10 protein-coding genes and 2 pseudogenes are annotated in these 13,925 nt (G+C 61.7%); 6 read left to right on the top strand and 6 right to left on the bottom strand.

Annotation, left to right across the window (positions count from 1 at the left end):
- Positions 1-3: 3 nt before the first annotated feature.
- Both AB7535_RS22950 and AB7535_RS22945 read left to right on the top strand, forming a co-directional pair.
- On the top strand, positions 4-186 hold the full coding sequence (locus AB7535_RS22950) for a hypothetical protein (protein WP_439036928.1): 183 nt from the start codon (positions 4-6) through the stop codon (positions 184-186).
- A gap of 150 nt (positions 187-336) precedes the next feature.
- Complete coding sequence (locus AB7535_RS22945; RefSeq protein ID WP_439036927.1) at positions 337-582, top strand: hypothetical protein; 246 nt, start codon at positions 337-339, stop codon at positions 580-582.
- A gap of 7 nt (positions 583-589) precedes the next feature.
- Here AB7535_RS22945 and AB7535_RS22940 read toward each other — a convergent pair whose 3' ends face one another.
- Both AB7535_RS22940 and AB7535_RS22935 read right to left on the bottom strand, forming a co-directional pair.
- Positions 590-1,273, bottom strand: a complete 684-nt coding sequence (locus AB7535_RS22940; RefSeq protein ID WP_212454617.1) for a class I SAM-dependent methyltransferase — start codon at positions 1,271-1,273, stop codon at positions 590-592.
- 9 nt (positions 1,274-1,282) lie between these two features.
- On the bottom strand, positions 1,283-2,281 hold the full coding sequence (locus AB7535_RS22935) for a glycosyltransferase family 2 protein (RefSeq protein ID WP_439036926.1): 999 nt from the start codon (positions 2,279-2,281) through the stop codon (positions 1,283-1,285).
- Between the two features lie 223 nt (positions 2,282-2,504).
- On the opposite strand from AB7535_RS22935, the pseudogene AB7535_RS22930 reads away from it, so the two are divergent.
- Positions 2,505-2,717 (top strand): annotated as a pseudogene (locus AB7535_RS22930) (tripartite tricarboxylate transporter permease); the annotation flags it as partial.
- A gap of 46 nt (positions 2,718-2,763) precedes the next feature.
- On the opposite strand, the gene AB7535_RS22925 reads toward AB7535_RS22930, so the two are convergent.
- The 3 genes and pseudogenes from AB7535_RS22925 to AB7535_RS22915 form a co-directional block, all read right to left on the bottom strand.
- Entirely contained in the window at positions 2,764-4,578 is a 1,815-nt protein-coding gene (locus AB7535_RS22925; protein ID WP_439036925.1) for a chloride channel protein, read from the bottom strand.
- Positions 4,579-4,974: 396 nt separating this feature from the next.
- Positions 4,975-5,916, bottom strand: a pseudogene (locus AB7535_RS22920) (CaiB/BaiF CoA transferase family protein); the annotation flags it as partial.
- 984 nt (positions 5,917-6,900) lie between these two features.
- Positions 6,901-8,094, bottom strand: a complete 1,194-nt coding sequence (locus tag AB7535_RS22915) for a CaiB/BaiF CoA transferase family protein (RefSeq protein WP_439036924.1) — start codon at positions 8,092-8,094, stop codon at positions 6,901-6,903.
- Between the two features lie 191 nt (positions 8,095-8,285).
- Here AB7535_RS22915 and rfbA point away from each other — a divergent pair, with 191 nt between their 5' ends.
- The gene (rfbA, locus tag AB7535_RS22910; RefSeq protein ID WP_439036923.1) at positions 8,286-9,161 is read left to right on the top strand and encodes a glucose-1-phosphate thymidylyltransferase RfbA; all 876 of its coding nucleotides are present in this window, start codon (positions 8,286-8,288) and stop codon (positions 9,159-9,161) included.
- 25 nt (positions 9,162-9,186) lie between these two features.
- On the top strand, positions 9,187-10,248 hold the full coding sequence (gene rfbB / locus AB7535_RS22905) for a dTDP-glucose 4,6-dehydratase (RefSeq protein WP_439036922.1): 1,062 nt from the start codon (positions 9,187-9,189) through the stop codon (positions 10,246-10,248).
- Positions 10,249-10,374: 126 nt separating this feature from the next.
- On the opposite strand, the gene AB7535_RS22900 is transcribed toward rfbB, so the two are convergent.
- The gene (locus AB7535_RS22900) at positions 10,375-10,683 is read right to left on the bottom strand and encodes a hypothetical protein (RefSeq protein WP_439036921.1); all 309 of its coding nucleotides are present in this window, start codon (positions 10,681-10,683) and stop codon (positions 10,375-10,377) included.
- A gap of 201 nt (positions 10,684-10,884) precedes the next feature.
- On the opposite strand from AB7535_RS22900, the gene AB7535_RS22895 reads away from it, so the two are divergent.
- Positions 10,885-13,890: a M10 family metallopeptidase C-terminal domain-containing protein gene (locus tag AB7535_RS22895; protein WP_439036920.1), complete on the top strand. Its 3,006-nt coding sequence runs from the start codon at positions 10,885-10,887 to the stop codon at positions 13,888-13,890.
- Positions 13,891-13,925: the final 35 nt, after the last annotated feature.

Here is a 13,925-nt window from a genome sequence, read left to right as displayed (position 1 = left end):
CTCATGACCGCCCCTTCGGCGCCGATACCAAGTTGCGCACCGTCTCACTTCTACAATTCGCCTGGTGGCGCCACGGCTGTCGCGCAGTCGCCGACTACCGGCGCAAGCGGTGGCATTAACGGCGGGCTCGGCGGCTCCGAGGCGCGGCCGCGCAATATCGCGCTGCTTGCGTGGATCAAATACTGAGAACTCGCTATGAAAATCTGGAACTACAGCTCAGAAGCCGGCGAGGTCCTTACTGAGAGCGCCGCCGATCCCTGTCCCGTGCAGGAAGACGTTTGGTTAATCCCGGCTTTCGCGACGAATATCCTATTCGCGGACGGAGCTTGATTCGTCATGCTGGAAGTCGTTCTTCTGCTACTAGGAATTGGAGCGCTGGCTCTTGTAGTGATTGCCTTCTGGGCGCGTCTATTTGGCCCCATCAGGCGCGATTTTCTCAAGCTGCTCGACGAATACAAGCTTGATGCGACACTGCTTGAGCTGGACACGCCGGGGGGGGCGCTGCTCCACTGCCCGCCGGACTGGCAATGCATCTTCAGCGACAATGTGGCGGTCGCCCATCGGCGGTTGGATGTGTTGTAGAAATAGTTCAGGCGGTACCAAAGGCGGCGTATTGGGCGCCGAGCGGAATACGCCTCAAGGCGCCCTCGACGCGGCGTGCCGGCTCTGCCTCCCAGGGCAACAGTAGGAAATGATGCGCGCCGATCTTCTGCAAACCGCTAGCCGCCATCAATCTCCGTGCCTTGCGAGCGCTGAGCAACACGGCGTCGCGATCGAATTCGCAGCGCGCAACGGCAAGGCGGGTAAGCGGATTGAGGGGATTGTGCTCGATGATGCAGATAAGGCCCCCCGGGCGCGCCACGCGCCGCATCTCATTGATGAAGTTGGTCCATTGGGCAGGCGCGACGTGGTGCAGCACGCAAATCGCAGTCACGATATCGAAACTGTCGTCGTCGAAGGGAAAGCTCCTGCCGTCGAAGGCGCGGTACTCGCCGCCGGGATTGTCGGCGCGCGCCTGTTCGATACTCTCCGATGAAACATCGATGCCGGTCAGGCTGCCGACCATGCCGCGCAGCAACGGATGAAAGCTGCCGACGCCGCAACCGACGTCGAGCATCGCGGGTCTTGCCGATCCGAGACGCCGCGCGGTCAGGTCGCGTAGGAGGTCGGCTTTGGAGCGCATGAAGAAGCTGTGGGGCAGGCCCGAGAAGTCGATCGATGATTGGACGACGTCCCGGTAATTGCTGCGGTACTGGTCGAAGAGCTCGCTCATGTGGGCTCACTATTCGTGCATGGCGTGAGCTGCGGCGCTCGCCGGCGCAGCCTGGGCGCGATCGAAGCCCAACCGCTTCTGCACGACGTAGAGTGGACGGTGTTTCACCTCGGCATGAATGCGGCCGATGTAGAGCCCGACGATGCCCGTCATGAGCATGTTAAGTCCGGATAGGAGCGATATGACGACCATGGTCGAGGACCAGCCGGCAATCAGGTGGCTGTCCTTGCTCATCCACAGCACAAGCACCCAGCCGCCGTAGAGGAGGGCCAGGCACGACACCACGAGCCCACACCAGATTGCCAGGCGTAAGGGCACATCGGAAAAGCCGAGCGCTGCAGCCAACGCAAGACGGGTCATCTTGAGCAGAGGATATTTTGTTTCGCCGGCCGCGCGCTCAAGGCGATGGAAGGTCACTTCAGTCTGCCGGAAGCCGAGCCAGGCGATCATGCCGCGCACGAAGCGGTCCCGCTCCGGCATCTGGCGCAGCGCGTCGAGCACCTTGCGATCGATCAGGCGGAAGTCACCGACGTCGGCCGGAATCCGAACCGAGGTCATGCGCCCGAGTATCCGGTAGAACAGATGGGCCGTCGAGCGCTTAAACCGGCTTTCGCCAGCGCGCGACAGGCGCCGCGCATAGACGACTTCGTAACCTTCTTCCCATTTGGCGATGAGTTGCTCCACGACCTCAGGCGGGTCCTGCAGATCGGCATCCATAACCACAATCGCTTGGCCCTGCGCCGCGTCCATGCCGGCGGTAATAGCGACTTGGTGGCCGAAATTGCGCGACAGGCCGATCAAGCGATAGCGCGGATCGCGTTTGACGAGTGCTTCCAGCACGATGGTGCCGGAATCGCTGCTGCCATCGTCGACGATAATGACCTCCGCCGGCCCGTTGAGCCGGGTCAGCAGCAGGTCGAGCCGGCGCAGCAATATCGGGAGAACGGCCTCCTCATTGAAGACCGGGACAATGATGCTGTAGCTAACCGTCCGGGAATCGATCGCCATTGGGTTCATTCCGCTTTGAATGGGCTGAAATCTAGAGCACCTGTGGTTAAAGCAGCCTTGCATGAACAACTAGGAACGGCCGGAACGGAGACTCTTTTTTCGTGAAAGCCGGGATGGGGGGCAATAAGGCTTATCCGGTCGGGCCCGGCGGCCCCGAACGGACAGGCATCCAACGTTTTACCCAATGCGAGACTGCCCCTGTCGTGAGCGGACTCAGACGACGCCCGCCTCCCTAGTCTTCGTGCTCGGCAACCGCGCCGAGGATGCCTTCCACCTGTCGATGATCGGGTCCGGCGGCAACCTCAAGGTGTTCTGGTCGAACGGTCTGGTCGGCCCGATCACGACGCTGGCCATCCTGTTGCTACATTGGCCGGTGATCGACGGTCTTCTTGGGCGCGCCGGATGGACGGGGCGGGCGAACCCCGCGTCGAACTAGCAAAGAGGGTCGTAGGCGCAGATCGTCGGCGAGACGAATCCGCTGTCTAAAGCCGCGCGTCGTCAAGGGTGGTCACCTGTTCTGACGGGCTGCGGCGGCCAAGGCCGAAGAAGGCCGAGCGCTGCTTCTCGACGGATCTTGCGGTGGCGCGAATGCGCAGGAGATCCTTGCGGGCAACCAGGCCGACGAGATGCCCGCTCGCGCGTTCGACGATCGGCACGCGCCCGACGTCGGCCAGAACCATCCGATCCGCAAGATGTGACGCCGGTTCGTCGTGATAACCGAGTGTGAGCGAGCGGTCCGAGGCGCAGTCGAACAGGGTGTCGCGACCGTCGGCGCTTTCCGCTCGCCAGCGCAGGACGTCCGAGCGGCCGACGAGACCCGAGACCTGACCGTCCGCATCGATCAGCGGATAGGACTTGTGACGCCGCCCGTTCCCGGAGAAGAACGTCACCGCTTCGCCGACCGTCATCGTTGCCGGCAGCGTATCGACGTCCGTCACCATCACTTCGTTGACGCGGAGCAGTTCGAAGGGATCGATGCCGTATTCTCGCACCACGTGCTGGCCGCGCCGCGCGATTTTCTCCGTGAGGATCGAGCGCTTGAGCAGCAATACGGTGAGCGCATAGGAGGCGCTCGTGGCAATCAGAAGCGATCCGAGCAGCGGAAAGTCGCCGGTCAGTTCGACGGCGAACAGGATACCGGTCAGCGGCGAGCGCATGGTGCCACCCATCATCGCGGCCATGCCGACGAGCGCCCAGGCCCCATGCGACCCCGGCAGCAATTGTCCTTCGAGCCAGCCGACGCAGCCGCCGAAAATGAGAAGCGGCGCGAGGACGCCCCCGGATGTGCCCGACGCCAGGGCGACGATCCAAGTCGCGGACTTTACCAGCAGGATCAGCACCGCGGCCGATACCACGATGTTGTCGTTGAGCAGGTCGCCGATGATGTCGTAGCCGACACCGAGCGCCCGCGGTTCGATCAAGCCGCCGGCGCCGACGAACAGTCCGCCGATCGCTGGCCACCACATCCAGTGGATCGGCAGGTGACTGAAAAAATCCTCGGCCTTGTATAGCAGTGTGGTCAGCAATCCCGATTGCAGTCCTGCGACCACGCCGACGCCCACGCAGGCAAGCGGCCCCCACCAGGGCAGATCGAGCTGGCCGGCAACCGGAAACAGTGCGCCGCTGCCGATCAGCCAGGGGCGCAGCGACGACGAGACCACGCAGGCGGCGATCACGGGGATCAGGCTGCGCGGCTTCAGCTCGAACAGGAGAAGCTCGACGGCGAGCATGACGGCGGCGATCGGTGTTCCGAAGATGGCCGTCATTCCCGCGGCGGAACCGGCCACCAGCAACGCCTTGCGCTCGGCCGCGCTGAGATGGAAGCATTGCGCGAAGAGAGAGCCCACCGCACCGCCGGTCATGATGATCGGGCCCTCTGCGCCGAACGGCCCACCGGTGCCGATCGAGATCGCCGACGACAGCGGCTTGAGGACGGCAACTTTAGGTTGCAAGCGGCTGCCGCCGATCAGGATCTCCTCGATCGCCTCGGGAATGCCGTGGCCGCGAATTTTTTCGGACCCGAAGCGCGCCATTAGGCCGATGACGAGGCCGCCAATGGCCGGGGCCGCAACCATCCAGGCGTCGGGTTTCAGATTGGCTGTCGAGAGGGTCTGCGTGCTCAGCGTGTGCAGCCACACGGCATTGGTGACGAGCGCGATGGCGCGCAGCAACAGCCACGCCGTACCGGAGCCACCCGCGCCGACGAAGACAGCCATGGCGACCAGCATGAGAACGCGCCGGTCTGTCGTGAAGTCGCCGAGGCGCGGCAGTGAATTGGCGGGGATGGGGCGGGGCATCTTGGTCCGATCGGGATAATGCGATTGTGAGGATGATGAAGCGGCGCCGATCACATCGGCCGGCGCCGGAAATATATCGTAGAGCGATATAAATCAACGGATCATTGCTGGCAGGAAGGCCGGTTCGCAGATTAGGCGAGAAGGCAACCTAGCGCGGCAGCTCGGGAATCCGGGTGATGCAGGCATGAGCTCGGCACCGCTTCAGATGCGCGCCGGAGCAGACCGCCAGGTACGATTTGAGTTGGACGACAACGATGACCCGCGGTTCTGCTCCCCTGGAGCATGATATTCTTCGGCCCGAGATCGCCTTGGCAGATCGCTTCAGGCAGGCCCGCGAGACGATCCCCGAGCCGTGCGCAGGCCCTAGCGGGCCGTGCGCGTTAGCGCTGCACGACGTCAAACGACCTTCGCTCGTCTCAGTTCGGCAGTTTCGTCAGGGGCGAAGCCGAACTCGGCGAGCACTTCGCTCGTCTGCTCCCCAAACTCCGGCGGCCGCGCCACCATCTTGCTCGGCGTACGCGACAGCGTGACGGGCTGCCCGACCAGGCGGATTGCGCGGTTCTCGTCGTTCGATACATCCTGCGCGATGCCGAGATGTTTGACCTGCGCGTCCTCGAACATCTGGTCGATGGCGTAGATCGGCCCGCAGGGCACGCCGGCGTCGTTGAGCTCCCTGACCCAGGTCTCGGTCGACTTGGTCACGGTGCGCTCCTCAAGCTCGGCGTTGAGCGCGTCCCGGTTCTTGGAGCGTGAGGGCGCGGTCGCATAGTCGGGATGGCTAAAGAGCTCGGGGGCGCCGATCGCCTGCGCGCAACGCTCCCAGATCCGCCCGCCGGTCGTGGCGATGTTGATGTAGCCGTCCGAGGTCTTGAACACGCCGGTCGGGATGCTGGTCGGGTGATTGTTGCCGGCCTGCTTGGCGACCTCCTTCTCCATCAGCCAGCGTGCGGCCTGGAAGTCGAGCATGAAGATCTGGGCCTGGAGCAGCGAGGTCTGCACCCACTGGCCCTTGCCGGACACCTCGCGCTCGAGCAGCGCGGTGAGGATGCCCATGGCGCAGAACAAGCCGGCCGTGAGGTCGGCGACGGGAATGCCGACCCGCATCGGCCCTTCGCCCGGTGCGCCTGTGATCGACATCAGCCCACCCATGCCCTGGGCGATCTGATCAAAGCCCGGCCGCTTGTGATAGGGCCCGTCCTGGCCGAAGCCGGAGATGCTGCCATAGACGATGCGCGGATTGATCTCGCGCAGGCTCTCATAGTCGATGCCGAGCTTCTTCTTCACGTCGGGACGGAAATTCTCGACCACGACGTCGGCCTTGGCGGCGAGGCGATTGAACGCAGCAGCCATAGTCCTCGTCCCACTAGCTGGAGCGAGAGAAGGCCGGCTAGTGCCACATCCCAAACGCTTAGCCTGGGGCCGTATCTAAGCGTCACCATCTCGCGCTGATCTCATAGGTTCTTTAGAGCGGACCATTCTCTGAGGAGGGAGGCGAACGTCGATCTACTCGAAGTATTAAGTTGATTTGTATTGAGGCCGCCACGACCGCTCAACGAAATCACTGCATTTAGGTGCAGGGTCCAAGATTTCGTCGAATATCGCTGCAAGATTGGGCTTTCCAATATGAGTGCGCGTGAAAGGCTTTGCGGTGCCAAGCTTTGAGCGGGGCTTTGAGCAACGTATAAATCGGCAAGTACTGAGTGTACCATTGGGCGAACACCTCGCCGCAACCGGGACATTGGAATTGTCCGGCTTCCGCTAAGGGAACGAACCGCATTGAACGTTCGTAAACAGACCCGCATGTTGGGCAGGACATTCGGTCATGAAGCTTAGGGGCCATCCGAAGAGCTCACCATGAACGCTATTTGGCTAATCTGAGGCGTGGCTCTTTCCGCGGTGTCGATTTGGCTACTTCCAAGCCAATAGATATATCCGAGAACTTGTCTATATTAACAGAATCGGCAGAAGGAAACCTCAACACACCTTTGCCTGACCGAGCCCGTGCCAAACGTCTTACTCTGATGAATGGTTCTCAAATGGCCAAGAAAGTAAGGAGGTCGGGGCGGATCACAGAGGCGGTTTTGGTCAGCCTTGTTGTCTCGTCCTGCGTGAGCTCCGATCAGGCTTCCTCGGTCGCGACCGTTAAAACCGGTGCACCCTGAGCTCGAGACCTCAATGAGCCACCGCCTAGCCGAGAGCCGGTAATCAGCCCTGCGCAGGCGTCAGCTGATCTACGGGCCGCACGGGAGAAAACATTGCGCTAACGCTTGCGGAACTCCCACTGCTTCTTCGTTATCCACGCTCTCCTGGTCGTTTTGTAGTTCAAACGACCTTGGCAGCCTTTAGACCTGCGATTTCCTCCTGGTCGAACCCGAACTCCTTCAGCACCTCATCAGTCTGCTCCCCAAACTCCGGCGGCCGCGCCACCATCTTGCTCGGCGTACGCGACAGCGTGACGGGCTGCCCGACCAGGCGGATTGCGCGGTTCTCGTCGTTCGGTACATCCTGCGCGATGCCGAGATGTTTGACCTGCGCGTCCTCGAACATCTGGTCGATGGCGTAGATCGGCCCGCAGGGCACGCCGGCGTCGTTGAGCTCCCTGACCCAGGTCTCGGTCGACTTGGTCACGGTGCGCTCCTCAAGCTCGGCGTTGAGCGCGTCCCGGTTCTTGGAGCGTGAGGGCGCGGTCGCATAGTCGGGATGGCTAAAGAGCTCGGGGGCGCCGATCGCCTGCGCGCAACGCTCCCAGATCCGCCCGCCGGTCGTGGCGATGTTGATGTAGCCGTCCGAGGTCTTGAACACGCCGGTCGGGATGCTGGTCGGGTGATTGTTGCCGGCCTGCTTGGCGACCTCCTTCTCCATCAGCCAGCGTGCGGCCTGGAAGTCGAGCATGAAGATCTGGGCCTGGAGCAGCGAGGTCTGCACCCACTGGCCCTTGCCGGACACCTCGCGCTCGAGCAGCGCGGTGAGGATGCCCATGGCGCAGAACAAGCCGGCCGTGAGGTCGGCGACGGGAATGCCGACCCGCATCGGCCCTTCGCCCGGTGCGCCTGTGATCGACATCAGCCCACCCATGCCCTGGGCGATCTGATCAAAGCCCGGCCGCTTGTGATAGGGCCCGTCCTGGCCGAAGCCGGAGATGCTGCCATAGACGATGCGCGGATTGATCTCGCGCAGGCTCTCATAGTCGATGCCGAGCTTCTTCTTCACGTCGGGACGGAAATTCTCGACCACGACGTCGGCCTTGGCGGCGAGGCGCTTGAACGCGGCGAGCCCGCGCTCGTCCTTCAGGTTCAGCGTCATCGCCCGCTTGTTGCGGTGCAAGTTCTGGAAGTCGGAACCCCGCCGCGGCCCGCCCGGCTGCTCGCCGCCGGAATCCTCGGTCAGCGCGTCGATCTTGACGACATTGGCACCCCAGTCCGCAAGCTGCCGCACGCAGGTGGGCCCGGACCGGACCCGGGTCAGATCTAGCACGGTGAAGCGTGACAGGGCTTCCGAGGCATGCGGAAAGGGCATTAAGGGGCTCCGGGGCAGAGGCGGGCGGTACGAGACTTCTCTGATCAGGCAAATCGAACAAAATTTCAATGCGCTCCAGCAGCTAGCTGGTTCCCGCACCGCTTCAACGTCGGGTTGGCACAACAACCACGTTGCACCGAGCCCAGCATTGAGTATCAAGTGCGAAAGGTCGCACAAATTTTTGGGGGCACATGAAAGGCATCATTTTGGCGGGAGGCAGGGGGTCGCGACTGTATCCCGTTACCGCTGTCGTGTCTAAGCAGCTCCTGCCTGTCTTCGACAAGCCGATGATCTACTATCCCTTGTCCACTCTAATGCTGGCGGGCATCCGGGAAATTCTCGTTATCACGACGCTTGAAGACCAGCCCTTGTTCAGGCGCCTGCTCGGAGACGGCGCTGAAATCGGGCTGCGCCTCTCCTACGCTTCGCAGGATACGCCGCGGGGGCTGGCGGACGCCTTCATCGTCGGTCGCGAGTTCGTCGGCACGGACGCTGTTGCCCTCGTGTTGGGAGACAACATCTTCTATGGCAACCGTATGCAGGAGATGCTGAGTTTGGTTGCCTCGCGTGAGCAAGGTGCGACTTTATTCGGCTATACCGTCAATACACCGGAACAATATGGCGTCGTGGAGCTGGACGCTGCCGGCAGGCCGCTGTCTCTCGAAGAGAAACCAAAAAATCCGAGATCAAATTTGGCGGTCACCGGGCTCTATTTTTACGACAACGATGTCGTTGACATCGCCGCCAAGATCAAGCCGTCAGAACGCGGGGAACTCGAGATCACCGACGTGAACAAAGTGTATCTCGAGCGTGGCAAGCTGTTCGTACAGCAGCTGGGCCGCGGCGTTGCGTGGCTGGATACCGGCACCCACGGGTCTCTGGTCGAAGCGAGCCATTTCGTGCAGATCCTGGAGCAGCGACAGGGATTGCGGATCGCGTGTCCCGAAGAGATTGCGTTGCGTCTAGGCTATATCTCACTCGAAGCGTTCGAAAAGCTCGCGCAAAAGAACGCAGCGAGCAGTTATGGAGAGTATTTGCTCTCGGTCTATCGCTCGTTCAAGCGCTAGGCGGCAGCCGAAAAGAAAGACTTAAATGCGCTTTAACGGAGTGACTATTTTCGTGACCGGCGGTGCGGGCTTCATAGGCTCCGCCGTCATTCGTCATCTGCTCGCGGATACCAGTGCACGGGTCATCAATATCGACAAGCTGACCTACGCCGCCAATCTCGCTTCGCTTCCGGGAGCAGCGAATCATCCGCGGTATGCCTTCGAAAAGCAATGTATCTGCGATGGCGTCGGCTTGCGCCGGCTGTTCGATCTCTACAAGCCGGACGCGATCATGAATCTTGCTGCTGAAAGCCACGTCGATCGCTCCATTGATGGACCTGCCGAATTCGTCCGGACCAATGTCCTGGGCACCTTCACGCTCTTGCAGGAGGCATTGCGCTATTGGCGTAGGTTGCAGCCAGCGAATCGGGCACGTTTCCGGTTCCTGCATGTCTCGACGGACGAGGTGTTCGGTTCCCTCGGAGCTGAAGGGGTGTTCACTGAAGAGACAGCCTATGCCCCAAATTCACCCTACTCGGCAAGCAAGGCATCATCGGATCATCTGGTGCGCGCGTGGCGCGAAACCTACGAGCTCCCGACGCTACTGACGAATTGCTCCAACAACTACGGTCCTTATCAATTTCCCGAAAAACTGATCCCGCACATGATCATCAGGGGATTGGTAAGCGAGTCGCTGCCGGTCTATGGCGACGGCAAGAATGTCCGGGACTGGCTTTACGTCGAAGATCATGCAAAGGCGCTGACGCTGGTGCTTGAGAAGGGCAGGGTCGGCGAGACCTACAACGTTGGTGGGTCCAGCGAACGTAGCAACCTTGAAGTGGTCGAGTGCATCTGCGACGAGCTGGACCAGATTGCGCCGGCCTCAGACCCGCGGCGAAGCCTGGTTACATTCGTGAAGGACCGGCCTGGGCACGATCGACGCTACGCGATGGATGTGGGCAAGATCGAGCGCGAACTCGGCTGGCGCGCAGAAGAGAATTTCACCAGCGGACTTATTAAGACAGTTCGCTGGTTCTGCGACAACCGAGAATGGTGGAAGGACATTCTGGAGCGCGGCTATCAGCACGCGCGGATCGGTCTCGGTTAACATGGACACGGCTTGAGGATTGTCGCTGAGAGCCGGCTGTTAGCCCTGATCGCTCGGCTCTTGCAGAGTGATCCCCTCCCGAGCTTCCGCCGAGTCACTCGATGAACGGCGGTCAGGCGTTTCCAATCAAGGCCGAGGACTGAGCCTAGTGAGCTCGGCGCGCGCCTGCTCGGCCAGCGGGTCATCGCCATGCCGCGCAATGAAGAGCTCGAACGCCTCGCGGGTTCCCTTCCGGCGGGCGGCTTCGTATTCCTCCGCCACCGCCGCGGAGGGATCCCGGGCCATTGGCATGGAGGGGGCGGGTCCCGCCTTGCCGCCATCGTCTGCATTGGCTTTCCCGACCATGGCGGGCTGTTCTCCGATGGGCAGACGGTCCGGCCCGGCGAACACCGCCATGACCCCGATGAGACCGACTGAAAATGGGCCTGGTTTCATGATTTCCTCTACAGATCATACCCGCAGGCGGGACCTGAATCCTTGCCCTTGGCCGGTACCGCTACTTGATTTGATGGTTAATACGGCCTTATGAAAGGGGGCCGGCGGCCGCTGCCGAATTTTAACCAAACGTATAACTCTCAAGCTAGAATCACGTGCCTTCGTCCGCGAATCGCGTGATCCGTTGCTCCGGAGAGACCATTGGCTAATTCTGTCACCGTTGGTGCCACCAACAACGCCGATATTGACGGCTTGCTGTCGGGCTACAAGTGGACCGGCACGATCACCTATAGCTTTCCCGACTCGGCCAGCGACTACTCCAATCCTTATTACGGCGGCAACAGTGAGCCGACATCGTCTGGCTTCGCCGCGGCGCCAAGCGCGATGCAGGCGGCGATCAACTACGCGATCGGACTGATCCTCGGCTACACCAACGCCAGCATCCAGTACTCGGGGACCGACGGCGCGGACATCATGATCGCGCGGTCGTCGAAGCCCGCAACCTCCTACGCCTACTACCCCGGCGACTATGCGGCCGGCGGCGACGTCTGGTTCGGGACCCAATACAATTACTCGCTGGCCAAGCTCGGCAACTACGAGTTCACGACCGCGATGCACGAACTGGGCCACGCTCTCGGTCTCAAGCACAGCCAGGAGACCGGCGGCCCCGCCAATGTCGCGGTGCCGAGTGCGCATGACGACAGCGAATATACCATCATGAGCTATCGCAGCTATGTCGGCGCCTCGACGACCGCCGGCTACAGCAACGAGGCTTACGGATATCCGCAGACCTATATGGCCAACGATATCCTCGCGCTCCAGACGATGTACGGCGCGAACTACGCGACCCAGGGCGGGAACACCGTCTACTCCTGGAATCCCACCACGGGTCAGGAGTTCATCAACGGTGTCGGGCAACTCGCGCCGGGCGGTGGCACCGGCAACTCGGCCAACCGCATCTACGACACGGTCTGGGACGGCAATGGCGTCGATACCTACGACCTGTCGAACTACACGACCAACCTGACCATCAATCTCAATCCCGGCGCGTCGTCGGTATTCTCCACCACGCAGCTGGCCTATCTCGGTAACGGCCACTACGCGGCTGGCAACGTCTACAACGCCTATCTCTACAATGGCGATGCGCGCTCCTACATCGACAACGCCACCGGCGGCTCCGGTAACGACTCGATCATTGGAAACGCCATCGCCAACGTGCTGCAAGGTGGCGCGGGGAACGACACCATCACGGGCGGCGGCGGCAACGACACCATCATCGGCGGCGCCGGAACCGACACCGTGGTGTATTCCGGCGGCAAGGCCAATTACGGGATCAGCTACAACTCGACCACGCAGGTCTTCACGGTGGCCGATCTGCGGTCCGGCACGCCCGACGGCACCGATACCGTGTCGGAGGTGGAGTATTTCCAGTTTGCCGACGACACGATCTCGACCGCCACGCTGATCAGCCTGCTCGTTCCGACCGTGATCGAATCCTACGGATCGACCAGCCTCGCTGTCGTGTGGACCCATTACTCATTGTTCGCCAACGGCACGTCCAGCGGGCCCACCGTGACCTATGGGACCACGCAGATGATTGCGTCGAACGATGCGGGAGTTTGGCGTGCGATCGGTGCAGAGCAGTCGGGCAGTGGTTACCTGATCGCCTGGAAGGTGAACGGCTCCGACCAATATGCGGTCTGGAATGCTGACAGCCAGGGCATCTATGTGTCCAATGCGGTGATGCCGACGACGGGTTCGGATGTGGCGCTGCAGTCGATCGAGACCAGCTTCCATCAGGACCTGAACGGCGACGGTGTGATCGGCGTTCCTGCCGTGACCGCGACCGTGATCGAATCCTACGGATCGACCAGCCTCGCTGTCGTGGGGACCCATTACTCGTTGTTCGCCAACGGCACGTCCAGCGGGCCCACCGTAACCTATGGGACGACGCCGATGATTGCGTCGAGTGATGCGGGAGCCTGGCGTGCGATTGGTGGAGAGCAGTCGGGCAGCGGCTACCTCGTCGCCTGGAAGATGAACGGCTCCGACCAGTATGCGGTCTGGAACGCAGACAGCCATGGCACCTATGTGTCCAATGCGGTCATGTCGACAACGGGTTCAGATGTAGCGCTGCAGTCGATCGAGACCACCTTCCATCAGGACCTCAACGGCGATGGCGTGATCGGCGTTCCTGCCGCGACCGTGACCGCGAGCGTGATCGAATCCTATGGATCGACCACCCTCGCTGTCGTGGGGACCCATTACTCATTGTTCGCCAACGGTACGTCCAGCGGGCCCACAGTAACCTACGGGACGACGCAGATGATCGCATCGAGTGATGCGGGAGCCTGGCGTGCGATCGGTGCGGAGCAGTCGGGCAGCGGCTACCTGATCGCCTGGAAAGTGAACGGCTCCGACCAGTATGCGGTCTGGAACGCAGACAGCCATGGCACCTATGTGTCCAATGCGGTCATGTCGACGACGGGTTCAGATGTGGCGCTGCAGTCGATCGAGACCAGTTTCCATCAGGACCTCAACGGCGACGGTGTGATCGGCGTTCCTGCCGTGACCGCGACCGTGATCGAATCCCAGGGATCGACGACCCTCGCTGTCGTGGGGACCCATTACTCGTTGTTCGCCAACGGTACGTCCAGCGGGCCCACCGTAACCTACGGGGCGACGCAGATGATCGCATCGAGTGATGCGGGAGCCTGGCGTGCGATCGGTGGAGAGCAGTCGGGCAGCGGCTATCTCGTCGCCTGGAAGATAAACGGCTCCGATCAGTATGCGGTCTGGAATGCCGACAGCCAGGGCACCTACGTGTCCAATGCGGTCATGCCGACAACGGGTTCGGATGCGGCACTGCAGTCGATCGAGACCAGCTTCCATCAGGATCTCAACGGCGATGGCGTGATCGGTGTCAAAGCATCGGGACAGGGAATTCAGCCGAGTACGATCTCGCAGATTGCGACGGAGACAGCGGATTCATTTGTGTTCCAGAAGCTCCAGGATCTGGGTCCGGCTGGCGATCACGTGGGCACTCAAGCGGGTGGAGCGGAATTTCCCGCGCCGTCTCACCCCGGAACCGCAAGCCCGCCGGATACGGCTGATTTCTTCCCGACGCTCGCCCACGAAGTGAGCGATGCGCAGGATGTGTTCGCGGCGCTGGTCGCCAGCCACACATCGGGGTTTCTGATTCGCTGACCGCGCTGACCGGATATCGCTGCCGCGAATCCGGT

Origin of the sequence: Bradyrhizobium sp. 956_D2_N1_4, from assembly GCF_052076025.1 — a bacterium.
Classification (GTDB): Bacteria; Pseudomonadota; Alphaproteobacteria; order Rhizobiales; family Xanthobacteraceae; genus Bradyrhizobium; species Bradyrhizobium barranii.
Note: the sequence above shows the minus strand (reverse complement) of the source record. Positions and strands in the feature narration are given on the sequence as shown.